Source organism: Pseudoalteromonas sp. ABE4_541 (assembly GCF_056312285.1).
Map to the genome: position 1 here is coordinate 23739 of NZ_JBSVEM010000021.1, position 25300 is coordinate 49038.

At 45.2% G+C, this 25300-nt stretch carries 27 protein-coding genes; 16 read left to right on the plus strand and 11 right to left on the minus strand.

Going from position 1 to position 25300, the window contains the following annotated elements:
• Nucleotides 1-18 precede the first annotated feature (18 nt).
• Complete coding sequence (gene ubiD / locus ACW689_RS17600) at nucleotides 19-1494, plus strand: 4-hydroxy-3-polyprenylbenzoate decarboxylase (RefSeq protein ID WP_476293348.1); 1476 nt, start codon at nucleotides 19-21, stop codon at nucleotides 1492-1494.
• Nucleotides 1495-1570: 76 nt separating this feature from the next.
• On the plus strand, nucleotides 1571-2284 hold the full coding sequence (fre, locus tag ACW689_RS17605; protein WP_476293349.1) for an NAD(P)H-flavin reductase: 714 nt from the start codon (nucleotides 1571-1573) through the stop codon (nucleotides 2282-2284).
• A 66-nt stretch (nucleotides 2285-2350) separates the two neighbouring features.
• On the opposite strand, the gene add is transcribed toward fre, so the two are convergent.
• The 7 genes from add to cyaY all read right to left on the minus strand — a co-directional run bounded on the left by add (nucleotide 2351) and on the right by cyaY (nucleotide 9273).
• Nucleotides 2351-3346 carry an adenosine deaminase gene (gene add / locus ACW689_RS17610; protein ID WP_476293350.1) on the minus strand — a complete coding sequence of 332 codons (996 nt, stop codon included), beginning with the start codon at nucleotides 3344-3346 and terminating at the stop codon, nucleotides 2351-2353.
• 184 nt (nucleotides 3347-3530) lie between these two features.
• Entirely contained in the window at nucleotides 3531-4640 is a 1110-nt protein-coding gene (locus ACW689_RS17615; RefSeq protein ID WP_476293351.1) for a heme biosynthesis HemY N-terminal domain-containing protein, read from the minus strand.
• Complete coding sequence (locus tag ACW689_RS17620; RefSeq protein ID WP_476293353.1) at nucleotides 4637-6436, minus strand: uroporphyrinogen-III C-methyltransferase; 1800 nt, start codon at nucleotides 6434-6436, stop codon at nucleotides 4637-4639. The genes ACW689_RS17615 and ACW689_RS17620 overlap by 4 nt, the downstream gene beginning before the upstream one ends.
• On the minus strand, nucleotides 6433-7371 hold the full coding sequence (gene hemC / locus ACW689_RS17625; RefSeq protein WP_476293354.1) for a hydroxymethylbilane synthase: 939 nt from the start codon (nucleotides 7369-7371) through the stop codon (nucleotides 6433-6435). The genes ACW689_RS17620 and hemC overlap by 4 nt, the downstream gene beginning before the upstream one ends.
• A gap of 19 nt (nucleotides 7372-7390) precedes the next feature.
• Nucleotides 7391-8281, minus strand: a complete 891-nt coding sequence (locus ACW689_RS17630) for a DUF2914 domain-containing protein (protein ID WP_476293355.1) — start codon at nucleotides 8279-8281, stop codon at nucleotides 7391-7393.
• Nucleotides 8282-8299: 18 nt separating this feature from the next.
• Nucleotides 8300-8953, minus strand: a complete 654-nt coding sequence (locus ACW689_RS17635; RefSeq protein WP_476293357.1) for an alpha/beta hydrolase — start codon at nucleotides 8951-8953, stop codon at nucleotides 8300-8302.
• A complete protein-coding gene (gene cyaY / locus ACW689_RS17640) occupies nucleotides 8953-9273 on the minus strand; it encodes an iron donor protein CyaY (RefSeq protein WP_476293358.1) in 321 nt (106 codons plus the stop codon). Before cyaY ends, ACW689_RS17635 begins: the two co-directional genes overlap by 1 nt.
• 120 nt (nucleotides 9274-9393) lie before the next feature.
• On the opposite strand from cyaY, the gene lptM reads away from it, so the two are divergent.
• The 8 genes from lptM to ACW689_RS17680 all read left to right on the plus strand — a co-directional run bounded on the left by lptM (nucleotide 9394) and on the right by ACW689_RS17680 (nucleotide 16585).
• Nucleotides 9394-9591, plus strand: a complete 198-nt coding sequence (gene lptM, locus ACW689_RS17645) for an LPS translocon maturation chaperone LptM (protein WP_476293359.1) — start codon at nucleotides 9394-9396, stop codon at nucleotides 9589-9591.
• Nucleotides 9592-10845, plus strand: coding sequence for a diaminopimelate decarboxylase (gene lysA, locus ACW689_RS17650; RefSeq protein ID WP_476293360.1), 1254 nt, complete (start codon nucleotides 9592-9594; stop codon nucleotides 10843-10845). It abuts the gene before it with no gap.
• 66 nt (nucleotides 10846-10911) lie between these two features.
• Complete coding sequence (gene dapF / locus ACW689_RS17655) at nucleotides 10912-11742, plus strand: diaminopimelate epimerase (RefSeq protein ID WP_476293362.1); 831 nt, start codon at nucleotides 10912-10914, stop codon at nucleotides 11740-11742.
• A gap of 14 nt (nucleotides 11743-11756) precedes the next feature.
• The gene (locus tag ACW689_RS17660; protein WP_476293364.1) at nucleotides 11757-12383 is read left to right on the plus strand and encodes a DUF484 family protein; all 627 of its coding nucleotides are present in this window, start codon (nucleotides 11757-11759) and stop codon (nucleotides 12381-12383) included.
• Nucleotides 12384-12444: 61 nt separating this feature from the next.
• Nucleotides 12445-13320, plus strand: a complete 876-nt coding sequence (locus ACW689_RS17665) for a tyrosine recombinase XerC (RefSeq protein WP_476293418.1) — start codon at nucleotides 12445-12447, stop codon at nucleotides 13318-13320.
• A 20-nt stretch (nucleotides 13321-13340) separates the two neighbouring features.
• A complete protein-coding gene (locus ACW689_RS17670) occupies nucleotides 13341-14048 on the plus strand; it encodes an HAD-IA family hydrolase (RefSeq protein WP_476293366.1) in 708 nt (235 codons plus the stop codon).
• Between the two features lie 116 nt (nucleotides 14049-14164).
• Complete coding sequence (locus tag ACW689_RS17675) at nucleotides 14165-15652, plus strand: peptide MFS transporter (protein WP_476293368.1); 1488 nt, start codon at nucleotides 14165-14167, stop codon at nucleotides 15650-15652.
• A 57-nt stretch (nucleotides 15653-15709) separates the two neighbouring features.
• Nucleotides 15710-16585, plus strand: a complete 876-nt coding sequence (locus tag ACW689_RS17680) for a dTDP-4-dehydrorhamnose reductase family protein (protein WP_476293369.1) — start codon at nucleotides 15710-15712, stop codon at nucleotides 16583-16585.
• A 43-nt stretch (nucleotides 16586-16628) separates the two neighbouring features.
• On the opposite strand, the gene ACW689_RS17685 is transcribed toward ACW689_RS17680, so the two are convergent.
• Together ACW689_RS17685 and ACW689_RS17690 are read right to left on the minus strand one after the other, a co-directional pair.
• Nucleotides 16629-17468, minus strand: a complete 840-nt coding sequence (locus ACW689_RS17685) for a glycosyltransferase (RefSeq protein WP_476293371.1) — start codon at nucleotides 17466-17468, stop codon at nucleotides 16629-16631.
• 130 nt (nucleotides 17469-17598) lie between these two features.
• A complete protein-coding gene (locus ACW689_RS17690; RefSeq protein WP_476293373.1) occupies nucleotides 17599-18012 on the minus strand; it encodes a hypothetical protein in 414 nt (137 codons plus the stop codon).
• Nucleotides 18013-18358: 346 nt separating this feature from the next.
• Here ACW689_RS17690 and ACW689_RS17695 point away from each other — a divergent pair, with 346 nt between their 5' ends.
• The 4 genes from ACW689_RS17695 to ACW689_RS17710 all read left to right on the plus strand — a co-directional run bounded on the left by ACW689_RS17695 (nucleotide 18359) and on the right by ACW689_RS17710 (nucleotide 20956).
• Entirely contained in the window at nucleotides 18359-18496 is a 138-nt protein-coding gene (locus ACW689_RS17695) for a hypothetical protein (protein ID WP_476293375.1), read from the plus strand.
• Nucleotides 18497-18607: 111 nt separating this feature from the next.
• Nucleotides 18608-19291 (plus strand): pseudouridine synthase, encoded by a 684-nt coding sequence (locus ACW689_RS17700; protein ID WP_476293376.1) that lies wholly within the window; start codon nucleotides 18608-18610, stop codon nucleotides 19289-19291.
• 68 nt (nucleotides 19292-19359) lie between these two features.
• Entirely contained in the window at nucleotides 19360-19737 is a 378-nt protein-coding gene (locus ACW689_RS17705) for a BlaI/MecI/CopY family transcriptional regulator (protein WP_476293377.1), read from the plus strand.
• A 1-nt stretch (nucleotide 19738) separates the two neighbouring features.
• Nucleotides 19739-20956, plus strand: coding sequence for a M56 family metallopeptidase (locus ACW689_RS17710; protein WP_476293378.1), 1218 nt, complete (start codon nucleotides 19739-19741; stop codon nucleotides 20954-20956).
• A gap of 42 nt (nucleotides 20957-20998) precedes the next feature.
• Here ACW689_RS17710 and ACW689_RS17715 read toward each other — a convergent pair whose 3' ends face one another.
• On the minus strand, nucleotides 20999-21382 hold the full coding sequence (locus ACW689_RS17715) for an MAPEG family protein (RefSeq protein WP_476293380.1): 384 nt from the start codon (nucleotides 21380-21382) through the stop codon (nucleotides 20999-21001).
• Between the two features lie 225 nt (nucleotides 21383-21607).
• Here ACW689_RS17715 and ACW689_RS17720 point away from each other — a divergent pair, with 225 nt between their 5' ends.
• The gene (locus ACW689_RS17720) at nucleotides 21608-22480 is read left to right on the plus strand and encodes a multidrug transporter (RefSeq protein WP_476293381.1); all 873 of its coding nucleotides are present in this window, start codon (nucleotides 21608-21610) and stop codon (nucleotides 22478-22480) included.
• On the opposite strand, the gene ACW689_RS17725 is transcribed toward ACW689_RS17720, so the two are convergent.
• Nucleotides 22477-24009: a GNAT family N-acetyltransferase gene (locus ACW689_RS17725; RefSeq protein WP_476293383.1), complete on the minus strand. Its 1533-nt coding sequence runs from the start codon at nucleotides 24007-24009 to the stop codon at nucleotides 22477-22479. The two genes, ACW689_RS17720 and ACW689_RS17725, sit on opposite strands and share 4 nt — an antisense overlap.
• A gap of 244 nt (nucleotides 24010-24253) precedes the next feature.
• Between ACW689_RS17725 and ACW689_RS17730 the strand changes: the two genes are divergently transcribed.
• The gene (locus ACW689_RS17730; protein ID WP_476293384.1) at nucleotides 24254-25294 is read left to right on the plus strand and encodes a GGDEF domain-containing protein; all 1041 of its coding nucleotides are present in this window, start codon (nucleotides 24254-24256) and stop codon (nucleotides 25292-25294) included.
• Nucleotides 25295-25300 lie beyond the last annotated feature (6 nt).

Genomic DNA, 25300 nt, shown 5'->3' on the forward strand with positions numbered 1-25300 from the left:
CACATGCTCAGTAACAAAATGAAATATAAAGATTTGCGAGATTTTATTGACCGCTTGGAAGCACAAAGTGAATTAGTCCGTATCAGTCAGCCTATTTCCACTAAATTGGAAATGACGGAAATCGCGGACAGAACACTGCGCTCCGGTGGCCCAGCGCTGTTGTTTGAAAACCCAATTGGCTTTGATATTCCCGTGCTGGCCAATTTATTTGGCACCCCCAAGCGCGTTGCAATGGGGATGGGCCAGTCAGACGTTAACGCATTACGAGAAGTCGGTAAGTTACTCGCATTTTTGAAAGAGCCTGAGCCGCCAAAAGGGATCAAGGAAGCACTGGGTCAGCTACCCGCCTATAAACAAGTACTCAACATGCCCGCCAAGGAAGTGAAAAAAGCGCCTTGTCAGCAAGTTGTCAAAAGTGGTGATGATGTTGACTTAACCAAGTTGCCCATTCAACACTGTTGGCCGGGAGATGCTGCGCCACTAATCACTTGGGGCTTAACGGTCACCAAAGGCCCATACAAAAAACGCCAAAATTTAGGCATTTATCGCCAGCAACTACTGGGTAAAAATAAAATCATTATGCGTTGGTTATCACATCGCGGTGGCGCGCTTGATTTTCAAGAGTGGTGTAAAGAAAACCCCGGTGAACCTTACCCAGTGTCAGTAGCGCTAGGTGCGGATCCAGCGACCATTTTAGGTGCAGTCACACCGGTACCTGACACCTTAAGCGAATATGCCTTTGCCGGGCTTTTACGTGGCGCAAAAACGGAAGTGGTCAAGTCTATTTCTAATGACTTACAAGTGCCAGCAAGTGCCGAGATTGTACTTGAAGGTTATATTATGCCCGGTGAAATGGCGCCAGAAGGTCCATACGGTGACCATACGGGTTACTATAACGAAGTGGATGATTTCCCAGTAATGACAGTCACTCACATCACCCACCGTGAAAACCCGATTTATCACAGCACTTATACAGGCCGTCCACCGGATGAGCCGGCTATTTTAGGCGTGGCATTAAACGAAGTCTTTGTACCAATTCTGCAAAAGCAGTTCCCTGAAATTGTCGACTTTTATTTACCGCCTGAAGGTTGCTCGTACCGCATGGCCGTCGTGACCATGAAAAAGCAATACCCAGGCCATGCAAAGCGCGTAATGATGGGCGTTTGGTCATTCTTAAGGCAATTTATGTACACCAAATTTGTCATTGTATGTGATGACGACGTCAATGCGCGGGATTGGAATGATGTGATCTGGGCCATCACCACACGAATGGACCCAACACGAGATACCACGCTCATCGATAACACCCCCATCGACTATTTGGATTTTGCATCCCCTGTTTCTGGTCTTGGCTCAAAAATGGGCTTAGATGCCACCAATAAGTGGCCAGGAGAAACCGATCGTGAGTGGGGTGAGCCAATTGTTATGGATGACGCAACAAAACAACGCGTTGATGATATTTGGGATAGCTTAGGGATCACCATTAAGCAATAGGATAACGCTGGGGGCTGTGATAGAGTGCCCATACTTTATACAAATACATATTTAATCGCCGTGCGAAAGGTAAATTATGCAATTAGTTAAAGCTGAAGTGGCTGCCATCACGCCACTTACAGAGTTTGTTCATAAGGTGACGCTCAAACCAGAAGTCGCAGTTGAGTTTGAGGCGGGTCATTACTTACAACTGGTACTAGGTGAAAAAGATAAGCGCGCTTTCTCCATCGCCAGCCGCCCGTCTTTAAAAAATGAATTAGAACTACATATTGGTGCATCGGGTGCAGATTCTTACGCCATGCAAGCACTTGAACACTTGCGTGAAGCTCACAAAAACCATGCACAGGTCGATCTTGAAGTGGGCCTTGGCATCTCACAGCTACGTGTTGATGACCCTCGCCCAATCTTGCTGTTAGCCGGAGGAACTGGTTTTTCGTATGTGAAGTCTATGGCTGATCATCTTGCCGAAATTGGCTGCACTCAACCTGTTTTGTTTTACTGGGGAGTGAAAGACGAGTCTGCGCTGTACGCAAAAGCTGAAATGGAAAACTGGGCAAACAGCCATAAAAATTTCCAATTTATCCCTGTTGTAGAAAACCCAACGGATACTTGGCAAGGTCACACAGGTTATGTGCATAAGGCCGTTATGAAAGACATCATGTCACTTGAACCATACAGTATTTACATGGCAGGTCGCTTTGACATGATAGGTATCGTGCGCGATGACTTTATCAATCATGGTGCAGAGCGCGCGCATATGTACGCCGATGCCTTCGCATTTATAAAATAAATGTCACGGCAGAAAACAAAAAACGCGCTAATGAGCGCGTTTTTTGTTGCTCTATTATCAAGGCGTTTAACGATATTTTGCCAATAACGCTTGTTTTTCACTGTCGCTCAAAAAGGCAATTTCAACGGCATTGCGCTGTGCTTGTTCAATGTCAGCTTGCGTCAACCCAGCCTGAGGCGCGGCCTTTTGGTACTCATAATCCAGCTCAATTCCCTGCACCGCCGGATCATCGGTATTCAAAGTAGCCAAAATGCCATGAGCTAAAAACTGTTTCAGCGGGTGCGTCTCTAAATTTGAAACTGTGCTGGTTAAGATGTTACTAGTCAAGCATGACTCAATGCCTATGCGCTGGTCACGTAAATGATCCATCAATTTAGGGTCTTCAATGGCTTTAACACCATGACCGATACGTGTAGCACCCAATTCGTTAATTGCTTGCCACATGCTCTCGGCGCCACGCGCTTCGCCCGCGTGAATGGTCACGCCCAAATAGGCATCACGTACTTGCTTAAAATGTTCAACGAATAATTCACCCGGATAACCAATTTCATCACCCGCTAAATCAACAGCGACTAAATCATTTTTGCACGCCAGCAAGGCATCGAGCTCATATTGGCATTTTTCTACGCCAAAGGTACGCGACATAATGCCAATTAAATTCACATTGATGTCTTTACCTTGCGTAGCGGCTTTTATGCCATCAACAACCGCTTCCGTCACCCCTTGTGGATGCAGGTTATGGTTTTGTGCCATATAGTACGGACTAAATCTTAACTCGGTATAATCTATGTTTTGCGCAATCGCATCGGCTACATTTTCCATTGCAATACGACGACACGCATCATAATCCCCTAGCACTTTTACACCCCAATCAAGTTTGGCTAAAAATGCCATCAAGTCAGGCGCATTGTCGATCACCTGCACATGCTCTCGCAAACCTTCTAAATCGTGCGCTGGTAGCGGTAAATTAAACTGCTGACCAAGCTCTAAAATCGTATTGGCTCGCACGTTTCCATCAAGGTGGCGGTGTAAATCAAGCAAAGGTAAGGTTTTATTGATCATAGGTCACTCGGCTGCAGATAAAATTTTTGGGATCATACGCGCCTTTAACACAAGATCAAGGACACATGTCCATTTTTAACCCAGTACCCTATTTATGCAAGTACAAAAAAGCCAGCAACTGCTGGCTTAATAGGACATGTTGGTCTTTGTTATATGTTTTTTTGCAACTGTGGCTCTTGCATGTTTACCACTGATGGCGAGCGAGCTGATAAGCCCGCTGATACTGGCCTGTTTGCTCAAAAGCGTACAATGCCGGCTCAATCCAAGCACTTTGCCAATCGGCCTCAGGTAAACTGGCAAATATTTTTGCAGCTAACTCAAAGTCGCCCTCGGCATTGGCCATGCAAGCTAAACAAACCAATAATTCACTATGCTCGGGCTGTTTTTTCAATTGTGCTTGAATAACCTGCATCAGTTTCACATCTTTTCCTTTTGCATGTGCCAACACTTGCGCGAGTTGGTGGTATTGGCCTTTTTTTGCCAATTTCACCAGTACATCATGAATATCCACCATCAAACCTTGCGCAGCCATCGCCTGCAAGTAGGCTGTTTGCGCATGGGCCTGTATTGCTTTTGGTAAAGATGAGAAGTAATTTGACGCAGTCGCACCCGCTGCACTAAAAAAGCGCTTAAAAAAGCTCTGCCACTGCCCATGGGCAAGATCCATATGCTTGTATTTGCTTTTCAGTGTCTCTATCACCTCATCGAGCTTTTGTTCCTGCAATAACCCTTCTAAATAGCTGCTGATAGCCGCTGCACTGGGTTTCTTTTGTTCCATAGGCTGAGCCAGCAACGCCAACGCTTGTTCAGATTGATTGGCATTGAGCCACAATTTTGGGACTTGCCCTTGTCCATAATCAGACATCATTTGTAAGTGAGTTAAAGCTTGCGTTTGGTCGTTGTCTAACAACGCTGCTTTTGCCAACATTGCATGTTGTTGATCTTGCCAAGGTTCAGGTGCGTCTACTTTTGAAAATGCAGCCTTAATCGATTGCGTATCTTCATTCAATAAAGCCCAAATCGCATGATTTAGTGCTTGCTGAGATTTAGCACGACGTTTGTTACTAAAGTGCCCCGTGGTTGAGCGATACGCTTTCCATACCCAACCAAGCACAAATTTAATGACGAGCAATATGGCAACCGCTAAGACAAATAAGATCGCAAATGAAAATAGCGTTCCTTCGATGGTGGTCTCGTTGAATGCAATCAGCACATAGCCCGCTTCATCGATTAGCAAGTGCCCCGCCGCCAAGGCGACTGCAATAACAGCAATGACGAGAAGTAGTTTTATCATTGCAACCACTCCTTCAACGCCCCTCCAGAGACTAATTCTACCTTGCTATGAAACTGCAACGGCATTTGTTGTAGCGCTTCTAACTGCGCTTGCATTGCCTGTACAGCAGAATCGTTTTGGTCATAATACTGCTCTAGTGTATCCGTCGCGCCCTTCAGCGCGGTAAAAAAGATACTCGCTTGTTTATCCACCAAAGCTGTTTGCGCTTGCGACAAATAGCTACGTAACTGCGCTCGCAACAACTGCTGATGTTGTCCATCCAACAAAGGCTCTATCACTGGCGCATCTTTGAATTTAACCGTTAGGAATGTCGCTTTAAAATGCTGCCAAGAGCGTTCAATGTTACCAAGCCAGTCTCCAATATCATGAGATAAGGCATAATCTGGATTCGCCTTGGGTTTGGGTATTTGCACACCAAGTAAAGCCAAGTCACTCACTTGATTGAGCATGCCATTTATTTGCAAATAGGTTGCTTCCAAAGCCGGCTTAGGCTGCGCTTGCAAAGTAGCAATATCCGTCGCGATTGCGCTTAGCAACTGAGTATTGTTCGACTCATTTTGCACCACCTGATAGAAGCGTTGTAACACCGCAATTGCACCTGCAAAATCACGCTCAGCATGGGCTTTAAATTCAGCCATACGCTGTAAATACTGTGCTTCGCTGCTTAGCGCGCCGCTGACCTGTTGTTTGGCTTGAGAAAGCGCGCTTTGTAATTGCGCTTCAACGGTTTGAGATTGCGCCGCTAAACGCGTTTCAATCTCTCGCATTTTCTGGCTATCTGCAGCTTGCATAGCCACCACTTGCTGCTGTGATTGATTTATTTGTTCTTGCAACTGTGCATTTTGCGCTTTTAACTCGGCAAGTGCCGCATAGGTTTTATCGCTGATCTGCTGACCATGAATAATTAAACCTGTGGTCGCTGCACCACCCGCTAATGCCACCAAAAAGGCGAGGATGGCCAGCTTGCTGACTTTTTGCTTAAAAATCGGTTTATCGCTTGATGCGGGTGCTGCAACATCTTGCGATTGCGTATTTTGCTCACTCATATGGCTACCTTGCTGCTCTTGGTTTGGCACGATGGAATTGAATATCGCCAGATCCCCTGGCCCCTTGGCAACCTTAATATGCTGCCTATCCACGTCGTACGTGGTCTGTAAATAGTCTGCGCTGCGATCACTCACCAAATAAAAGCATTTTGCTTTGAGCCAGTCTAATAATTCTTTGTTCTGGGCATTAAAAATGGCATCAATGGCCGCATTGCTGGTCAAGACTATACCGTCTATTTGCTGAGCACGCCAGTGGTCTAACCAGTTATCAGAATACGCTTTTTCACTCAAACGTTCATATACAGCACATAGATTAACGATTGCGCCACGCTGCTTAAACGTACTCGCTAGCAGAGCACGACCACCTCGTCCTTTAACAATCACTAGTTGTTTATCGCTAATATCCTGTAATTGAGGTAAGGCAAGTAAGCCTTCTGAGTCTTGTTGCTTAGGGCTTGTCGCTTTGACGCCAAAGTGGGATTGTAATACCTTCGCGGTTTGCTCACCCACGGCGAACACTTGCGCGGTTTGGGGCAGTTTATCAAGCTGTGTGGCAAGATGTTTAACTGCATCTTGGGAAATAAACACCAAGATGTCAGCCTCTGCGATAGGTGCCAGCTCATGCGCCGAAAGCGCGCATGCTTCGATGCGCAGCACTGGGGTGTGTACACTGGCAACACCAGCTTGGGTCAATAGTTCAATTAACTGTTGACCCTTTCCTTCTGGTCGAGTGACGGCAATTCGCATCATTTTGCGTCTTTATAAACCTCAGCCAAAATTTTATCCGCGCCTTGTGCCAATAACTTTTCAGCTAACTCTACGCCCAACTGCTCGGCATCCACACTTGCACCAGAGGCTTCTGCGCGTAAAATCTCGCTGCCATCAATCGCGCCGACTAAACCACGTAGGAACACTTGCTCACCCTCTACCTCAGCATAAGCGCCAATTGGTACCTGACACCCCCCTTCCAAACGACGGTTCATCGCTCGCTCAGCTAGCACACGAGTACGCGTAATGGCATGCTCTAGCGGTGCTAAGTAAGCTTTAGTTTGCGCATCATCGCTACGACACTCAATACCAACAGCACCTTGACCATTGGCCGGCAACGATTGCTCTGGTTCAATGTAGCTTGCAATGCGCTCTGGCATGTCTAAACGCAGTAAGCCAGCGGCGGCAAGTATGATGGCATCGTAATCACCGTTATCGAGTTTAGCTAAACGAGTGTTCACATTGCCTCGTAAATCACGAATATCCAAATCAGGGCGCGCAGCGCGAATTTGACACTGACGACGTAAACTCGAAGTCCCCACTACGGCACCTTGCGGCAGTTCATCTAGTTGTGTGTACTGGTTTGACACAAACGCGTCACGCGGGTCTTCACGTTCGCAAATAGTGTGCAATTCAAGCCCTTCAGGAAACTCAACTGGCACATCTTTCATTGAATGTACCGCTATATCGGCACGACCATCGAGCATTGCTTGCTCTAGTTCTTTAACAAACAAACCCTTACCGCCGATTTTTGCCAGCGGCGTATCGAGAATAATGTCTCCTTGCGTCGACATTGGCACTAACTCCACATTGAGTTCTGGATGAAAGTGCAGCAGTTGTGCTTTAACAAACTCCGCTTGCCATAGTGCCAGTGCACTCTTTCTAGTCGCAATTCGCAAGGTATGTTGTTGTGTCATGATAAACCTTTAATGGCCCTTATTGGGCTTGTGAAATAATTCGAAAAGACTTCTGTGCAAGTAGCTCACCTTGTTCGGTAACTACCTCTACACGCCAAGGGCCTGTCTGGCTTGGCATAATATTTTTACTTGAATACGTTCTAAAGCGCACCGCGCTGATCTCAAGTGAAATTTCCGCCATGAGCTGATCTTGATGAAACCATAAATGCTGGATCGTTTGTCCTTGCATATTATTCACTTCAGTAAAGAAATACAGCTTTTCGTCAAACGCCCCTCTATCTAAATTCTCTTTTAATACGTCAATGGGCTCACGTGCTACTACACCTGTGGTTAGTACGGCACGACTGACGAAGTTGGTATCTATTTGCGCCCCCAGCGCCACGCTTTTCACATTAGCTCCCTCAGCAAATTCATTGATGCTTACTTCAACATCATCGTTTTGCTGAGCTAATTCACCGTGTGCTTCTGAAGCCTTTGGCTCTATAACACGCTCATTGTCAGGGGCAACCAAAGTCGATGCGTCAACTTCAGTCTCTGTTTCAGTTGATGCATTGGCAAGCGCTGTATCGACTTGGGCTACCTCGTTTTGTTTGGTTTGCACTGTACGGCCATCCGCAGCTTCTAGTAACTCTGTCTCTTGGTCAGATAAAACATGAGCACTGAGCTCCTTTGGTGCATCACTAAGCGAATCGCTAACCTGCTGAGTTAGGACGGCTTGTGACGGTTCAGATTGAGTCGCCAATTCATCGGCATTCACTGAATTCATCAACCCATAAGCGAGCGCCACAGCAAATAACAACACAATACTCGAGGCCGCAAAAATACGTCGCCAGTGCCATTGATAGCTTACTTTTTCATTGGCCTGTGGCACCCGATTAACGGACGTTTTTATTACGATCCTTTGTGTCATTGCTGCAGCTCCTCAATATTAAGATAATGTCTCTATTAACCAGTTACGAATAGCAACCAATTCTTCATAGCATACCTGATGCGCCATCGGGTAATCTTGCCAGCTCACGTCGTAACCTTGGCTTGTTAACACGTCGTAGGCTTGGCGTCCCGCCGACATATCAACCACAGGGTCTTGATTACCGTGCGCCATAAAAATATTTAGTTGTGTTTGCTGCGCTTCATCAGCCAACTTTTGCGGTGCGCACATATAAGTAGATAATGCCATAACGCCCGCAATTTTAAACGTTAATCGTGGCGCTAAATGCAAAGCAATTACACCGCCTTGCGAAAAACCAGCCAAAATAATGCGTTCAGGCGCAATACCTTTATCTAATTCAGCTTGGATCAGTTGCTCAACCGCAGCGGCTGATTCTCTCACTCCGATTTCATCGGCACGATTGTCTAAATCAAGCGATTTAATGTCATACCAAGCGCGCATGAACATACCGCCATTAATCGTTACGGGCTGCTCTGGGGCGTGCGGAAAAATAAAACGCACACCCAACTCGTCGGGCAATTTGAGTTCAGGTGCAATTGGTAAAAACCCCTCGCCAGAATCCCCCAAGCCATGTAGCCAAATAATACTGGCTGTATGCGCCTCTTTCGCGGCGTATTCTACAAATGGCAGCATCAGTTCTTTTCCCACACAATTTGAGTACCCGCTTGGCGAGTTGCCGCATCACACATAAACTGCCAAAACTCCGCGCCAGAGCGATTGTCTATCCATTTGTCGCCATGCAGTTCAAAATGATGGCCATTGAACTTAGTTGCAACCCAAACCTGGTGCAGTGGTGCTTGTTTGTTGATCACAATTTTGCTCTTATCAGCAAAAATGATTTCTAAAATGCCCGCAGCCGACTCGTAATCTAAATCGGCGTCGCAGTCGTCTATTTGTTCTTCAATGGTGAGCATTAGGGCGTCAGCCAACTCATGGTACTCGGAATCAGTCATAAGGTTTCCCTCTGGGTACAAAATTAATGTCAGCAAGCATCAAAATACTTACTTCAGTAGCTGCTTTTTTTACGAATTCTGTTACTCTGCGATTATAAAGCCACTGACATCATTAATCTAATGAAAGCGACATTCTCACAAACAAGCTTATTTTTTTTGGTTATTTTCACTACTCTTATACTTGCGGGATGTGGTCAAAGTGGGCCGCTCTATTTACCTGAAAAACAAAAGAGCCCAACCACGAACCAAACCCAACCAGCTCAGACAAACAACAGTGATAAAGGCGATGACACACAAACCAAAAAGCAGGATGACTAGATGGACTTTTTTCAATACAAAAATGAACAACTCTTTGCCGAAGATGTCGCGGTAGCCGATATTGCTAAACAACATGGTACGCCATGTTACATCTATTCGCGAAAGACGCTAGAGCGACATTATCACGCTTTTACCGATGCAGCTGAAGGCCACCCGCATGTCGTATGTTATGCCGTTAAAGCTAATTCCAATATTGCAGTGTTAAACGTATTAGCGCGATTAGGCGCAGGGTTTGATATTGTGTCTCAAGGTGAGTTAGCACGGGTTATTCAAGCCGGTGGCGACACCAGCAAGGTGGTGTTTTCAGGAGTTGCTAAAACGACGGATGAAATTGCCTTTGCACTGTCGCACAATATTAAGTGCTTTAATGTCGAGTCGATTGCTGAGCTAGATAGGATCAGCGAAGTAGCAGTTAGCAATGCAAAGGTTGCCCGAGTGTCTATTCGCGTTAATCCTGATATCGACGCAAAAACCCACCCTTATATCTCAACGGGTTTAAAAGAAAATAAGTTCGGTATTGATATTAAACAAGCATTTGCTGTTTACCAACGCGCCTATGCCCTACCGGGTATTGAAGTGGTTGGGGTTGATTTTCATATCGGCTCTCAACTAACGGAAATTGAACCCTTTTTAGCAGCATTAGATAAAGTGCTGGAGCTGGTTGAGCAACTAAAACGTGCGGGTATTGAATTACAACATTTAGATATTGGTGGCGGTTTGGGTGTACCTTACGATAGTGAGAAGCCGCCTCACCCGAGTGCTTATGCCGCTGAAGTAAAAGCCAAATTGACGACCTATCCTAACCTTGAGTTAGTCTTTGAGCCGGGCCGTGCCATTGCTGCAAATGCCGGTATTTTAGTGACCAAAGTTGAATATTTAAAATGTTCACAAGACAAACATTTTGCCATTGTCGATGCGGGTATGAATGACATGCTACGCCCATCTCTCTATCAAGCTTGGCAAAACATAATTGCCGTTAACCCGCGCACTGATGACACACCAAGTCATGATTATGACGTGGTGGGTCCGGTGTGTGAGACCGGCGATTTCCTTGGTAAAAATAGGCGCTTAGCCATTCAAGCCGGGGATTTACTGGCACAGCGCAGTGCGGGAGCATATGGCTTTACCATGAGTTCTAATTACAACTCTCGGCCAAGAGTGGCTGAATTAATGGTCAATGGCGACCAATGCTACGTAGTGCGTCAACGCGAGACTATTTCATCGCTGTGGCAAGGCGAGCATGTATTACCTTAATTTGTTAATGACAGCGATGCCCAGAGCGTGGCAAAGTAAACTCAGTTGGAGTTGTATTAAGACATTATGTTTGTAAATTTTTCAAAAATGCATGGTTTGGGTAATGACTTTGTGGTGGTCGACAACATCACCCAAAATGTATTTTTATCTCGAGACCAAATAAAAAAACTCGCTGACAGAAACTTTGGAATAGGCTTTGATCAACTGTTGATGGTTGAAGCCCCTTATTCACCAGATCTCGACTTTCATTATCGTATTTTCAATGCCGATGGCACGGAAGTAGAACAGTGTGGTAACGGCGCTCGCTGCTTTGCCCGTTTTGTGCGCATGAAAGGTTTAACCAATCGCCATAAGGTCACAGTATCGACCAAATCGGGTAACATCACCTTGTACTCTGAAAAAGACGGCCAAGTGACGGTTAATATGGGGCATCCACATTTTGCGCCCAGCAGTATCCCGTTTAAGGCCAGTAAGCCCGAATTAACTTACATTTTGCGCGCGCAAGAACATACCGTGTTTTGCGGCGTAGTGTCGATGGGTAACCCACACTGCGTACTGGAAGTGGATGACATAGACACAGCGAATGTGGATGAGCTGGGACCACTACTTGAAACCCATGAACGTTTTCCGGAACGCGCTAATGTCGGTTTTATGCAGATCCTTAACCCTGAGCATATCAAGTTGCGTGTTTGGGAGCGCGGTGCACAAGAAACCTTAGCATGTGGCAGTGGCGCTTGTGCTGCCGTTGCCGTTGGCATTGCACAAAAAAAGCTCGCCAATACAGTACGTGTTGATTTGCCGGGCGGTAGTTTGCAAATACGCTGGCAAGGCGAGGGACATAGCGTGAAAATGACGGGTCCCGCAGAGCATGTATTTGACGGACAGATCTCACTATAAACTTTGGGGGAACGATGACAAATAAAACTGATATTGATGAGAAACAAATCTGTGATTATTTAACCCATCACCCCGACTTTTTGATCAAGCATCCGTATGTATTGCTTGAGCTTGAATTGCAAGGCCAAAGTGATGGTTTGCCAAACCTAGCACTACAACAACAGCGTTTGCTGCGCGAAGAAAATGCGCGGTTGAAGCAACAAATTAAAGCGATGTCACAATGCGCCCTTGAAAATGAACAAGTTTTTAAGTTACTCAGCGAATGCCAACGACAACTTTGGCACTGCCATAGCTTTACAGAATTGGCTTCGCATTTGGCCGACACACTGGTGCGTGCACCCTATGTTATCAGTTGTGAACTCACCCCTTATGAGTGCAAGTTGGACGACATCATCTCACGGCGTTTGGCACAAACGGGCGTCTACCTTGGCCGATTATCCAGCCAAGAGCGTGAATTATTATGGCAACAACCTGACAACGTGCAATCGGTGGCATTGTACTTAATTGGTGATGTACAAAAGCCCGAGGCATTACTGGCCTTCGCAAGCAGCAGTGCCGAGCATTTCGCCCCCAGCAATGACAACTTGTTTATGCAAGAATTTATTACCTCATTGCAACTACGTTTAAGCGCTTTGGCATAATATTGTGGCAGATGAAGAAGTACCACTGAGCGATTTATGGCTTAAGCCTATTGATGATTTTATGGGCTACCTACGCCATGAAAAACAGTACTCTGACCATACCATAACTCAGTATCGAACCCAGTTACAGCAAGCGGCTGAATACTTCGCGCCAAAAACACAAAGCTGGTTGCAGGTCAGCAGTGAACAAATTCGTCGCTTTAGCATGCAATTACGTGCCAAGCAGTACAATCCACGCAGCATTAACTTAAAGCTCAGTTGTATTCGCAGCTTATATAAGTTTTTAAAAGTAAAGCATCATCAAACCAGTACAGTCACTAACCCTGGTGAAGGGATCAAAGGCCCAAAGTTTGATAAGCCCCTTCCAAAAAATCTCGATGTTGACCAAATGGCGCAGCTGCTGTCAATTAGCGATGACGATGCATTGGCGATACGTGATAAAGCCATGATGGAACTTATGTACTCCAGCGGGCTACGTATTAGTGAACTGGTCAATGTCAATTTAGGCGATATACGTGATGGTGAAATTCGCGTATTGGGTAAAGGCTCAAAAGAGCGTGTTGTTCCCGTTGGCGGCAAGGCACTGCAAGCACTGGAGCAGTGGTTGTTGCTCAGAGGGCAATTTGCCCATGAAGGTGAAGTCGCGGTTTTTTTGAGTCGCCGCAAACAGCGTATTTCAATTCGTCACGTACGAGAGCGCATGAAAGAGTGGGGAGTAAAACAAGGGATCAGCACGCCGATTCACCCACATAAATTGCGCCATTCTTTTGCTAGTCATATGTTAGAATCCAGTGGCGATTTAAGGGCCATTCAAGAAATGCTTGGCCACAGTAGCTTGTCAGCAACACAAGTTTATACACACGTTGATTTTCAGCATTTGGCAAAGGTATACGACCAAGCTCATCCAAGAGCCAAAAAACGCAGCCATAACAAATAACCATAAAGCGAGTAAGTAACATGCGATTTAACCGTGCTATCGGTCACATTAAAGTACTCAGTTTTGACTTAGATGATACCCTCTATAACAACCATCCAATCATTGCTCGCGCCTTGAAAGCGCAGGATGACTATCTCACGCAAGTTGCAAATTGGCCACATCAAGACGGTCAGTTTTGGCAGCACTGTCGTCGTCAGGCTAGGGCTGAAAACCCAGCCATTGAACATGATGTCAGCGCTTGGCGCAAACACGCTTTATATCTCGGTATGCTCGAATGTGGTTATGCACCTTCACAAGCAAAACAGCATGCGGACCTTGCTTTTGACGCGTTTTCGCAAGCGCGTAGTCAAATTGTGGTCCCCGACCCCGTGATCACGATGCTAAAGCAATTAAGTCAGCGTTACGCCCTTATCGCCATCACCAATGGCAATGCCGATGTTGAGCAGTTTAACTTAGCTGGGATGTTTTCATTGGTGCTGCAAGCGGGTATTGATGGGCGCGCAAAACCTTATCGCGACCTATTTGATAATGCCGCCCAGCAATTGAATGTTGAGAACGCTCAAATACTGCACATCGGAGATAACCTCGATACCGACGTGCAAGGCGCCAATAACGCACACTGCCACAGCGTGTGGTTGAATAATCAAGACGAAAGCTATCATTACCGAGGCTTGGCTGACATTGAGATCAGCGATATTTTGCAGTTAAATAACCTCAATTTTAGATAAACAATTTTCACTCATCGCGCCCTGACATTATCCAGCTATTGTGCTTGGTTGCATTCAGCCAAGCTTTAGCCTACTAATAAAAGCTGACGAAAAAACAAACAACAGTGGAACGTACTATGTCAGCACAGGATACGGGGTTCTTTGGTCACCCAAAAGGCCTTTCAACACTCTTTTTTACAGAAATGTGGGAGCGCATGAGCTATTACGGTATGCGTGCCCTACTGGTTTTATTTATGACAGCCAGCCTGCAGGAGCAAGGGCTTGGCTTTACTGTCGCTTCCGCTGCCGCTATTTATGGCTTGTATACTGGCGCCGTGTACTTCCTAGGCTTACCCGGTGGCTGGGTTGCAGACCGCCTGCTAGGCGGACAAAAAACCGTATGGTACGGCGGTATCATCATCATGTGTGGTCACATCATCTTAGCCATTCCCAGCGCGCATTCTTTTTTTGTCGGCTTAATTTTTGTGGCTTTTGGCACAGGGCTTTTAAAACCCAATATCAGTGCTATGGTCGGTCAACTCTACAGCTCAGACGATGAACGCCGAGACAGTGGTTATGCCATTTATTACATGGGGATCAATATCGGCTCTGTGATTGGTTACTATGTGTGCGGTTACTTTATGGAACATGTTGGCTGGCACTATGCCTTTGGTGCAGCCGCAGTCGGTATGGCCATTGGCCTTATTCAATATCGCCGTACCCTTTGCAATATTACAGGCGTAGGAGAAAACCCAACCAACCCATACTCACCGCAACAAGCTAAAAAAGTATGGGGCGTAATTGGGGCAGTTATCGCAACTGTCACGGCCATCACAGCCCTGACTTACATGGGTATCATGACCATTAACCCCGTCATTCTTGCCCAATATGTGGCTGTTGCCTTTACCATTATTTTCTTTATGTATTATGGCTTTATTTATTTCAAAGGCGATTTAAATGAAGAGGAGAAAAAGAAAATGTGGGCGCTGTTTTTTGTCTGTGTGGCCTCTGCTTGTTTTTGGTCAGGCTTTGAACAAGCGGGTTCCTCCCTTAACTTATTCGCCCGAGATTATACCGACCGAATGGTTGGCACCTTTTCCATCCCCACCGCTTGGTTCCAATCGGCTAACGCCTTATTCATTATTATTCTCTCGCCATTTTTTGCCGCACTTTGGATCAACCTAGCCAAACGCATGATCACCCCGTCATACAACATGAAATGCGCCGTTGGGCTGGTGATCATGGCAAGCGGCTTTTTAGTGATGTTTATGGCATCGCAATATGTGGCTCAAGGGCTAAAAGTAGCGCCCTATTGGTTGATCACCACCTACTTTTTACACACAGTGGGCGAGCTATGCTTAAGCCCCGTGGCGCTGAGCGCAGTAAGCAAACTATCGCCTAAGCGTTTTGCCGGGCAAATGATGGGCGTATTTGTGCTGACTTACTCAATCGGCAATATTATTTCAGGCCTGTTAGCGGGTAACTTTGACCCCAACAAAGTGGAAGAAATGCCCAATTTATACCTACAAATTAGTCTATTCTGCATAGGCGTTGGCATCATCATTGGTTTACTTAGCTTAAAGTCAAAACACTGGGAAACCGACGCGAAAGTTAACCAAGCATAAGCGGAGAAAACTTGCTAAGCTAGCGGCTCATTCTAGGAACTAACCCTCGGAGCCGCTATGCAAAAAGTAATGATCACCGGTGCCACCGGATTATTAGGTCGCACGCTTTATTCAACCCTAACTGCACATTTTGAGGTCATTGGTACGGGGTTTAGCCGCGCAAAAGCCCCATTACATGCGCTTGATTTAGGCGACCAGCAAGCCGTTATCGATTTTTTAGACAACCACCAACCAGATGCTTTGATCCACGCCGCAGCCGAGCGCAAACCCGACGTGTGTGAAAACGCACCAGAGCAAACCATCGCCCTCAATGTGGCAGCTAGTCAGTTTTTGGCCGAGCAATGTGCACAACGCAATATACAACTTTTGTTCATCAGTACCGACTATGTATTTGATGGCAATGATGCGCCCTATTTTGAAAACGCCCCCCCCAATCCACTCAACCTGTACGGCCAAAGTAAAGCCAGTGCCGAGCAAGCAGTCTTAGCTGCATCCGAAAAACACAGCATTATTCGTGTTCCGGTTTTATATGGTGCGGTAACGCATTTAGCAGAATCGGCGGTGTCGGTTATCGCCACGTCTATCAGCGCCAATGAACCAAGCCATCAAGATAATTGGGCGGTGCGCTACCCCACACATGTTGAAGACATTGCCTTTACTTTACGAGATTTATTAAAACAGTCAGTGCAATTAGGCGGTATTTTTCATATTTCCGATAACCAAGCCATGACCAAGTATGACATGGCATGCATCATGGCAGATATTCTTGGTTATCCAACGTCATTAATAGAGCGAGTCGATGCGCCACAGCAAGATGCGCCGCGCCCGTATGACTGTGCATTGGCGGATTCTCGATTGAAAGAGCTGGGGATTGCGTATGGACGAGATTTTAAAACGGCGATTCACGCAATCTTATACAACACTGTGCAATAACGCGGTTTGGGTTAACCAAAGCAAGGTTAACCCAATTTTGTGCTTAGCGAGGCACAAATGACTCGCTGCATAATTTTATTAGCCAGTTTGGTACAGGATATTTTTTATATACCACGTCTAAGAAATTCTTCCACGCCTTGGCCTGTAGTCGTTCAATTTCATTCTGCGGCACGATGCCTTTATAAAGCTGCGCAAAATCTCTTAAAAACTGCACATCACGGCGGCGGTTATTTTTCGCGTAGCCTTTACCCGCATAATGAATAAAATCAGCTTCTAAGTATTTCTCCTGCCCAAACATGTCCATACGATTAAATGCACGATCAAGTGATTCATGCTTAATACCATGCTTGTGTAATGTGTAATTAAAATAACTCTGATCATAATGGGTTATTTCATTACAAACAGCCTGTAAATCTTCTAACTTAGTTAGCTTGAAAAGGGGGCATTGAGCAGACGTTAATATAATACCTGCGTTGTAATACACTGGTCGATGGCTCTTTTTAGGCCAGTCAACTTGACCAAGCGCATCGCAGATCATGGCAACATCATCTGCACGTTCTTGAATAACACCTTCATCAAACCAATAAGCTGTTTCAAGATCAGGATAAAGCTCAAATACATCTCTTGCATGTGGAGTGATTAACACATCGGCATCAACATACAATACCCTATCGTACTGCTCTTGAAGCTCGCCAATTCTTAGCTTCTCAGTCCAAGCAGGGCTCGCATTATGTTTAGGGTTCTTAATATCAATGGGGTAATGAAGCGCATCCGAAATGATCAAGTCCGCCCCCACCTTTTCAGCATAGTGTTTAAAACTTAAAATCGCGGCTTGGTACATGGGGTTGTCACCAATGGCGAGGGTAAAAATGGCTTTTTTCATAGTGATAGGTATGACTGAACGAAAATGTAAGACTACCATACAGCATGGTCAAATGACATATTTTGAGAATACACAAAAGGCAGATTCCTCTGCCTTTATTTCAAAGTAACAAATTGTTGTATTTGCTATTTTAGAAAAACTTCAAAGAAGATGTCGCATCATTGAAGCCAATATTGACTAAGTTACTTTCTTGACCCAAAACAACACGGTAGTCACCACCATAATCTCTATCACGGTATAAAATAACACCCGTGGAATTAACAACTTTGATAGAAGATGCGGTATCGTTGAAACCAATATCACGGAAATTACTAACATTTCCAATCACGATACGATATTCACTACCATAGTCTCTGTCTTTATAAAGAATAGCCATTGAAGACTGGCTGTTGATTGCATTATCAAATGCATATAATTGCTCACTTGATAAGTTATCTCTGATAGTTTGCGCTTCTTGTACACTCAACTCGCTAACCATTTCAAGTTGAGCTGCTTGTGAAGATAGTGAAACTAACGCTAGAACGGGTAATAGTAGTTTTTTCATTATAAATTTCCTTTTTTGTTTAGTATGTAAATCCGAAACGAATGTTAATTTAAAGCCACCACCATGTAAACCAAAGATCTATAAAAAGTTATTTTTGCTATTAAAGATAGAGGGAAATCTATTCACCTCATAACCTCAATGCTGGTATTTGTTTCCACCTTAGGATTTCCTAAAACGGGGAATTTGGATGACGCAACTACGTGCCATTCATGAACGTATCACGAGAAAAACGAATTCATAATTTGATTAATAAAACATGAGCCAATTCTATTAAATTAGCGCCACTCAGCTTACTCGTCATTATTATGTTTCTTTAAGAGATTTGAGAATCGGCCTAGAGTGTCTGATGACCGAACTAGAGACCGTGGACGCCTACATACACACCATGGGCATCACAAGGGTTGGTCGGACTTCATTGGCAAAAGATAGCGATTCGTATGATTTCGATGGCTTTGCAGTAAGCCTTGAAGTACGTAAGTACTAAGAGATTAAAAACAGACAACTCTCATCCCAGAGCTGTTTTATAGTCCATTAGCCGTTTATATTTGGCGAAAATATGTTAGGTTTTCCTTTTTCGCTGCAGTGAACCCTGAATATGTCTACACGCCTTGCAAAATACCTCGGTCATGCGGGAGTTTGTTCTCGCCGCCAAGCTTCTCGGTTGATTGATGCGGGTGACGTGACCGTTAATGGCCGCCTGGCAAACCATATCGATCATGTTACTGAAGACGATATCATTCTGGTATCAGGGCAGCGCGTCACTTACATCGCCAATAAAGTGCTGTATGCCTATCACAAACCAGTAGGCATTGACTGCAAACTCAACGCGAGTGACCCTAGCAGCCTGATCCACCATTTACCCTCTGAGCAACGCGTTTACCCCATAGGCCGCTTAGATAAAGACTCCCGAGGTTTGTTATTACTCACTAATGATGGCGAATTGTGTCAGCGCTTGATTCATCCCGATCACCATGTGGAAAAAGAATATTGGGTACAAGTTGACCGTCCACTCGACGCTGGCTTTTGCCAAACCATGGCGAACGGCATCCCCCTCAATGGACAAATGACGTTGCCCTGTAAGGTAAGCATAATCGAACCCGACCGTTTTAAGATTATTTTAAAGCAGGGCCTTAATCGGCAAATTCGCAAAATGGCCAAACACTGTGGCTATCGCGTGATTGATTTGCACCGAGTACGCATTGGCGATTACCAATTACCTTCTGACTTATCAGAGGGTAGGTACCAACCGATCAACCACACTTTATTAGGCATTGACTAAAAACCCGCTTGACATAATTGATTACAGGTGTAATCTTAAGTTTATCGATTACACTTGTAGGCAATAAAATGATTGAACTGTCTAAAGCGGAATTTGCCGTGATGGAAGCCCTGTGGCAAGGCCACCCAGCAAAAGCCAGCGATATTATCCAGCGTTTAAGTAGCGATACCCAATGGCATGAAAAAACCATTAAAACCCTTGTTAGCCGCTTGGTAAAAAAACAAGCGGTGAGTTTTGAAAAGCAAGGTCGCGAGTACATCTATAGCCCCACCATTGGCAGAGAGGCTTACACTTTAAAAGAAAGCCAAAGCTTTTTAGAACGATTTTTTAGAGGACGCATTGCCCCCTTAGTGAGCGGCTTTGCCAAAACTGAGCAACTGTCGCAACAGGATATTGATGAGTTAAAACAGATCATAGAACAGTGGGAACAAAAACAAGGAAAGTAACATGCTATATACGTATACAGAGTGGCTATTAAGCCCAAATACGCAACTGCTGTTAAGTGCCATGGTAGCGCTCCTAATCGTTTTACAACGCTATGCGATAACTTGGTTAGGTGCACGCTTGGTTTACAGTTTATGGTGGGTAGTGCCACTGAGTATCCTAGCACTTTGCCTGCCTAATGAGCTTAAACCAATCAGTAATGGCGCCATTAGCTATTTTCTAGTGACACCTCAAGTTCATCAACAAGTATCAGCTTGGCAGTTCAATACAAGTGCAATGTATATTCTAGTTACATTGGTACTGCTGGCCGTGGTGATGTGGCAACACTATCGGTTTATTAAAACATTAAATATCCAAGCCAATACAAATCAAGGGCTTGAGCATGCATCTTTTACAAGTGAGTACGTTAGCACCCCTATGGTGATCGGTTTATGGCGCCCCATTGTAGTATTGCCCTGCGACTATAAAACGCAGTATGACTCAGATACCTTGCAACTATTGCTGGAGCACGAACAAACGCACATTCATCGCCGCGATAACCTTGCCAATATGGCGCTGTTATTACTGTGTATCGGCTGTTGGTTTAATCCTATTCTGTGGCTTGGCTACCAAAGTTTTCGCCGTGTACAGGAGCTGGCATGCGATGAAAAAGTATTACAACAAAAAGACCATCATCAACACCTAATGTATGCGAAGGCGCTGATAAATTGCCTACAGAATGCCCGTCATGGCGCCTTAGCATACGCATCCTACGGAGATAAAAACACTATGAAGCAAAGACTTGTTCACTTACAAAACCTAAAAAGTTCATCATTTGGCGCAAAATGCTTAGCAGTTGCTCTGGCATGTTGTTCACTGAGTACAGTGGCCTTATCCAAATCAGTTGAGGTCGAGGCTAGTAAACATGATGGCAAACCTAGGCCCATTATGCGTATTGAGCCCAAGTATCCAGCCGAAGCGGCGAACGCCGGCACATCAGGCTACGTGACATTACAATTTACCATTGATGCGCACGGTTATACCAATAACATTGAAGTGATTGACGCACAACCTCACGGCGTGTTTGAACAAAGTGCTATCAAGGCGCTGAGACAATGGCAGTACACATCCGCTTCGAACACAATGGAACTGCATACCGTACAACTTGACTATGCAATGAGTGAAAAAGATGTGTCTTACAAACAGAAAGTAAAACATGAGCGCGTAAGAGTCGCACATTAATCACCATAAGTCAGCGCTAACAGTCCAGTGCTGGCTTATCTTTTATAAACTTAGCGCTATCATCGCAACCGCACACCCAAGCCCTACTGCCCATGTAATTGAACGCAAAATATGTAAATTCAAGTAGTAAAGAATGCAGTAAAGCACTCTCGCCACAATATGCCCTATCGCCAAATACTCAATCGTAGAGCCAAGCGTTTTTGTGCCCAGCACCACGGCAACGGCAACGGAAAAAACCAGTAATGACTCAAAACTATTTTGATGTGCGGCAAGCGCTCTTGCACCAAACCCCGTTAAGTTAGCTTGTTGTGCGCGGGGATGAGCATTGTCATAACCGCCCAATTGATGCTGTGCAATGGCAACGGGGGCTTTGGCGAGATAAGGAAGAATTACCGCAATTAATGCGCAGATAACGATGGTTGTCATACCGACTCCTTGAATATTATTTGTCCAAGTCACAGTACCACAAAGTAAGCAATAAAAAAGCCGCCTCAACAACTTGGCGGCTAATTGCGTAGCATCGTGTTAAGTATACAAAGCGATTGCAGACAATACGATGCGACATAATGTCACACCTAAATGATGAATTTAATTCAATCGCTCCCACACCCAGAAATTGCTACATTCAATAAAAAATAACGATTTAACACAATGACTTGGATTTTTTTCACCCTGCTTGCCGCATTTTCACAAGCTTGGCGCAACGCCTTACAAAGCCGCTTAAGCGCGAGCGCAAGCGTAGCTGGCGTAACACTTGCTCGATTTTTGCTCGCGAGCCCTTTAGCTGCGCTCTATCTAGTGAGTTTATATCATTGGCAAAGTGCACCGCTGCTAAATACAAGCCCAACCTTCATCGGTTACATACTCGGTGCAAGCGTCATGCAAATCGTGGCCACTGGACTGATGGTTGTCCTATTTAAACAAAATAATTATGCCGTGGGCGCGGGCCTTGCCAAAAGTGAAGCATTGATGGCCGCTATATTAGGCATGCTGCTTTTTGGCTCAAGTTTATCAGTCATTGGCTGGCTTGGTGTTGCCATCGGCGCAGTCGCTGTGTTAATGCTCAGCGGCTTTAATTTAAAGCAGTTTCGCCTTAACACGGCCCTGATAGGCCTGGCATGTGGCACAGCATTTGCGCTGACATCGTTGTGGGTGCGAGAGGCCAGCTTAACGACTGGACTGCCATTCTTACACAGTGCAGCCTGGGTGCTACTGAGTGTACTATGCACCCAAACTATTATTTTAAGCCTGTATTTGTCATGCAAAGAGCGCCACACTTGGAAAAAGCTATGGCAAAAGCGCAAGCTCACATCCGCTATCAGCCTCACGAGCTTCGTCGGTTCAGTCGGTTGGTTTAGCGCAATGAGCTTACAACATGTTGCGTATGTTAAAACCCTCGGTCAGGTTGAAGTGTTTTTTACGCTGCTAATTTCTTTCTATTGGCTTAAGCAGCCAAGTAAACGCAGCGACAATATAGGTCTTGTGTTAATTGGCGTTGCCGCTGCACTGGTTATGTTAAGTTAATTGATAGGCGGGTTTATTACCACCTTGTATAAGTCGGTGCGGCGGTCTTTGAGATTGCGCACCGTGCCTTCACTGTGTAATAACTTTAGCTTATCCAAATCTAAATCACTGAACAACAACATTTCCGTGTTAGGTGTTGCCTCATTCAAGGTTGAATCATGAGGAAATGCGAAGTCCGATGGGGTTAACACAGCAGACTGGGCATACTGCACATCCAAAGAATCCACTTGCGGCAAATTGCCAACGCTGCCGGCAATCACTACATAGCATTCATTTTCAATGGCCCTAGCTTGAGCACAGTGGCGTACGCGTAAGTAGCTGTTTTTTGTATCAGTCCAAAATGGTATAAACAAAATATCTAGCCCCTGCTCTGCCATGATCCGGCTCAACTCTGGAAACTCTACGTCATAACAAATTTGGATCCCCACTCGACCTGCATCGGTGTCAAAAACAGCTATTTCATCTCCCCCCTCAATCACCCAATCATAGGCCTCGTGAGGGGTAATATGTACTTTGCGCTGCTCATCGATTTTACCGCTACGATGACATAAGTAGCTGACATTATATATTTTTTCTCCATCCAACAATGGCATGGAGCCTGTCACAATATTGGCATTGTACTCTATGGCCATGGTCGACATCGCATCGCGAAACTGCTCCGTATATTCAGCTAAATAACGAATGGCTTCCGTTTGATTACGGTGCTGTTGTAGCCCCATCAAAGGTGCGTTAAAGAACTCAGGGAATAGAATGAAGTCACTTTGGTATTCGGACACCGTATCAACAAAATACTCCACTTGGCGCATCAACTCTTCAACAGAGCTGACCGAACGCATTTGCCATTGCACGGCTCCGACGCGCACCACGGTTTTTTGTACATCAATCACAGTGTCGGTTGGCTCGAATAAGATATTGTTCCACTCAAGCAAGGTCGCATATCCTGCCGAGTCTTCATCTTCTGGTAAATACTGCTTAAGTAACCTTTTTACCTGAAAATCATTAGCCAGTTGAAAACTTAAAATGGGGTCGTAGATCTCTTTATGGTCGACCTTATCTATGTACTCCATTGGGGTCATATCATCGCTATGATTGGCATAACGAGGGATCCGACCACCAGCCAAAATCGCCCTTAGATTGTACTGCCGACACAACTCTTTGCGCGCATCATATAAACGCCTGCCAAGACGCATACCTCGGTGACTTTTTGCTATCACCACATCCAGTCCATATAGCGCATCACCATTGTTGTCACTGAACACGCGATTATGTGCATCGACAATTTCATCATAGGTATGCGGGTTCGAAAAGCGTTGATAATCAACTTGGACACTCAACGCCAAGCCCACTAACCGATCTTCATCTAAGATCCCGATTTGCCCTTCCGAAAACTGGTCAATCAATCTAAAAATAGTATGACTAGGCCAAGCCCCGCCGAGATCAGGATACGCTTCGTCCATCAGCGTTTTAATTTGCGGATAGTCAGCCTTACTAACGTTACACAAAGTGATCCGCGCTTTCTCTATCGACATACTCCCTCCTACCTACACCACCATGTTTATAGCATAGTAATGAAGAACGATTACAGGCTATTGAAAAGTTTACAGTAACACTGGATTTTGGCGAGCGCTAGGTACAAATACTATCGTCGAAAACATCAACAAAAGTGTGAATGCCTCAAATAGTATAGAAACAACTATACTTATCCTTATTCGTGTTTATCACACTGTAATCGCTGATATTTCGCAATGCAGTGTCAAATTGAAGAGGCGGTACGTGGATCATCCGCATAGACAGCCAGATGAAGTAGAACAACGCAAAAACCAACTGCTCATACAGGTTGCTTGGTACTGTTTGGCGCTCCACGCATCATTGATTGGTGTGTTTTTATATGTGGGTGTTGAGTTACTGGCCGCTTTTAATGTACTCAGCGTTGCGACTTGGTGGTTTGGTATTCGCCTACTTGAACACGCAAAACAGTCATTGGCGCTACGTATTTTTAGTTTAGAAGTCACCGCCCACTCTATTTTAGTGACCGCAATAATAGGTATTCCTTACGGGTTTCAATTTTACCTGTGGGCAGCATCCTGTCTTTTGTTGCTAGATACCAAATTAAAGTTAACCCAAGCGGTGGTCTGGTGTGCAGCCATTATCATCGCTTTTGCGAGTATGTATTGGGTATTCACCCCCCCCCCATATCAATTAGAAATACATGACCTTGCACCTTATGTGCACTTTATCAATGTGGTTGTGTGTGGCATTCCCATGATCTACACCATCGGCCTAATCAGAGAGATCACCATTAATCAGCGCGTCGATTTACAAACACTTGCAGCGCAAGACCCACTTACTCATTTATTCAATCGCAGATATGCTCATGATCTCATCCATCAAGCCGCAAAGAGCTGTCGAGAAAATCAACAGATAATGAGTGTGATCATGGCCGATATTGACCATTTTAAGCGGATTAATGACTTATATGGCCATGAGCGGGGGGATGAGGTTATCAGGCGTGTCGCTAACTGTATTTCGCACAATTTAAAAGAGGCAGATATAGGCGTTCGCTGGGGCGGCGAAGAATTTTTGATTGTGCTACCCAACTGCACATTAAATGACGCACAACACCGTATGGAAATGATGCGCCAAGAAATAGAAGCGATGGCCTTTAAACTGGATGAGTTAGAGGTAACTATGAGTTTTGGGCTCACCACTTGGCTTCCTGAGCACAGCTTTGAAGAGACACTCAAACGAGCTGATCTGGCACTTTACCAAAGCAAACATAAGGGGCGAAATAGACTGACTGTCGCCCCCGTATGATCACTA

Excerpts from the sequence above, each read along its gene's own strand:
- ubiD (WP_476293348.1), top strand. The coding sequence starts at position 19 with ATGAAATATAAAGATTTGCGAGATTTTATTGACCGCTTGGAAGCACAA.
- fre (WP_476293349.1), top strand. The coding sequence starts at position 1,571 with ATGCAATTAGTTAAAGCTGAAGTGGCTGCCATCACGCCACTTACAGAG.
- add (WP_476293350.1), bottom strand. The coding sequence starts at position 3,346 with ATGATCAATAAAACCTTACCTTTGCTTGATTTACACCGCCACCTTGAT.
- ACW689_RS17615 (WP_476293351.1), bottom strand. The coding sequence starts at position 4,640 with ATGATAAAACTACTTCTCGTCATTGCTGTTATTGCAGTCGCCTTGGCG.
- ACW689_RS17620 (WP_476293353.1), bottom strand. The coding sequence starts at position 6,436 with ATGATGCGAATTGCCGTCACTCGACCAGAAGGAAAGGGTCAACAGTTA.
- hemC (WP_476293354.1), bottom strand. The coding sequence starts at position 7,371 with ATGACACAACAACATACCTTGCGAATTGCGACTAGAAAGAGTGCACTG.
- ACW689_RS17630 (WP_476293355.1), bottom strand. The coding sequence starts at position 8,281 with ATGACACAAAGGATCGTAATAAAAACGTCCGTTAATCGGGTGCCACAG.
- ACW689_RS17635 (WP_476293357.1), bottom strand. The coding sequence starts at position 8,953 with ATGCTGCCATTTGTAGAATACGCCGCGAAAGAGGCGCATACAGCCAGT.
- cyaY (WP_476293358.1), bottom strand. The coding sequence starts at position 9,273 with ATGACTGATTCCGAGTACCATGAGTTGGCTGACGCCCTAATGCTCACC.
- lptM (WP_476293359.1), top strand. The coding sequence starts at position 9,394 with ATGAAAGCGACATTCTCACAAACAAGCTTATTTTTTTTGGTTATTTTC.
- lysA (WP_476293360.1), top strand. The coding sequence starts at position 9,592 with ATGGACTTTTTTCAATACAAAAATGAACAACTCTTTGCCGAAGATGTC.
- dapF (WP_476293362.1), top strand. The coding sequence starts at position 10,912 with ATGTTTGTAAATTTTTCAAAAATGCATGGTTTGGGTAATGACTTTGTG.
- ACW689_RS17660 (WP_476293364.1), top strand. The coding sequence starts at position 11,757 with ATGACAAATAAAACTGATATTGATGAGAAACAAATCTGTGATTATTTA.
- ACW689_RS17665 (WP_476293418.1), top strand. The coding sequence starts at position 12,445 with ATGGGCTACCTACGCCATGAAAAACAGTACTCTGACCATACCATAACT.
- ACW689_RS17670 (WP_476293366.1), top strand. The coding sequence starts at position 13,341 with ATGCGATTTAACCGTGCTATCGGTCACATTAAAGTACTCAGTTTTGAC.
- ACW689_RS17675 (WP_476293368.1), top strand. The coding sequence starts at position 14,165 with ATGTCAGCACAGGATACGGGGTTCTTTGGTCACCCAAAAGGCCTTTCA.
- ACW689_RS17680 (WP_476293369.1), top strand. The coding sequence starts at position 15,710 with ATGCAAAAAGTAATGATCACCGGTGCCACCGGATTATTAGGTCGCACG.
- ACW689_RS17685 (WP_476293371.1), bottom strand. The coding sequence starts at position 17,468 with ATGAAAAAAGCCATTTTTACCCTCGCCATTGGTGACAACCCCATGTAC.
- ACW689_RS17690 (WP_476293373.1), bottom strand. The coding sequence starts at position 18,012 with ATGAAAAAACTACTATTACCCGTTCTAGCGTTAGTTTCACTATCTTCA.
- ACW689_RS17695 (WP_476293375.1), top strand. The coding sequence starts at position 18,359 with ATGACCGAACTAGAGACCGTGGACGCCTACATACACACCATGGGCATC.
- ACW689_RS17700 (WP_476293376.1), top strand. The coding sequence starts at position 18,608 with ATGTCTACACGCCTTGCAAAATACCTCGGTCATGCGGGAGTTTGTTCT.
- ACW689_RS17705 (WP_476293377.1), top strand. The coding sequence starts at position 19,360 with ATGATTGAACTGTCTAAAGCGGAATTTGCCGTGATGGAAGCCCTGTGG.
- ACW689_RS17710 (WP_476293378.1), top strand. The coding sequence starts at position 19,739 with ATGCTATATACGTATACAGAGTGGCTATTAAGCCCAAATACGCAACTG.
- ACW689_RS17715 (WP_476293380.1), bottom strand. The coding sequence starts at position 21,382 with ATGACAACCATCGTTATCTGCGCATTAATTGCGGTAATTCTTCCTTAT.
- ACW689_RS17720 (WP_476293381.1), top strand. The coding sequence starts at position 21,608 with ATGACTTGGATTTTTTTCACCCTGCTTGCCGCATTTTCACAAGCTTGG.
- ACW689_RS17725 (WP_476293383.1), bottom strand. The coding sequence starts at position 24,009 with ATGTCGATAGAGAAAGCGCGGATCACTTTGTGTAACGTTAGTAAGGCT.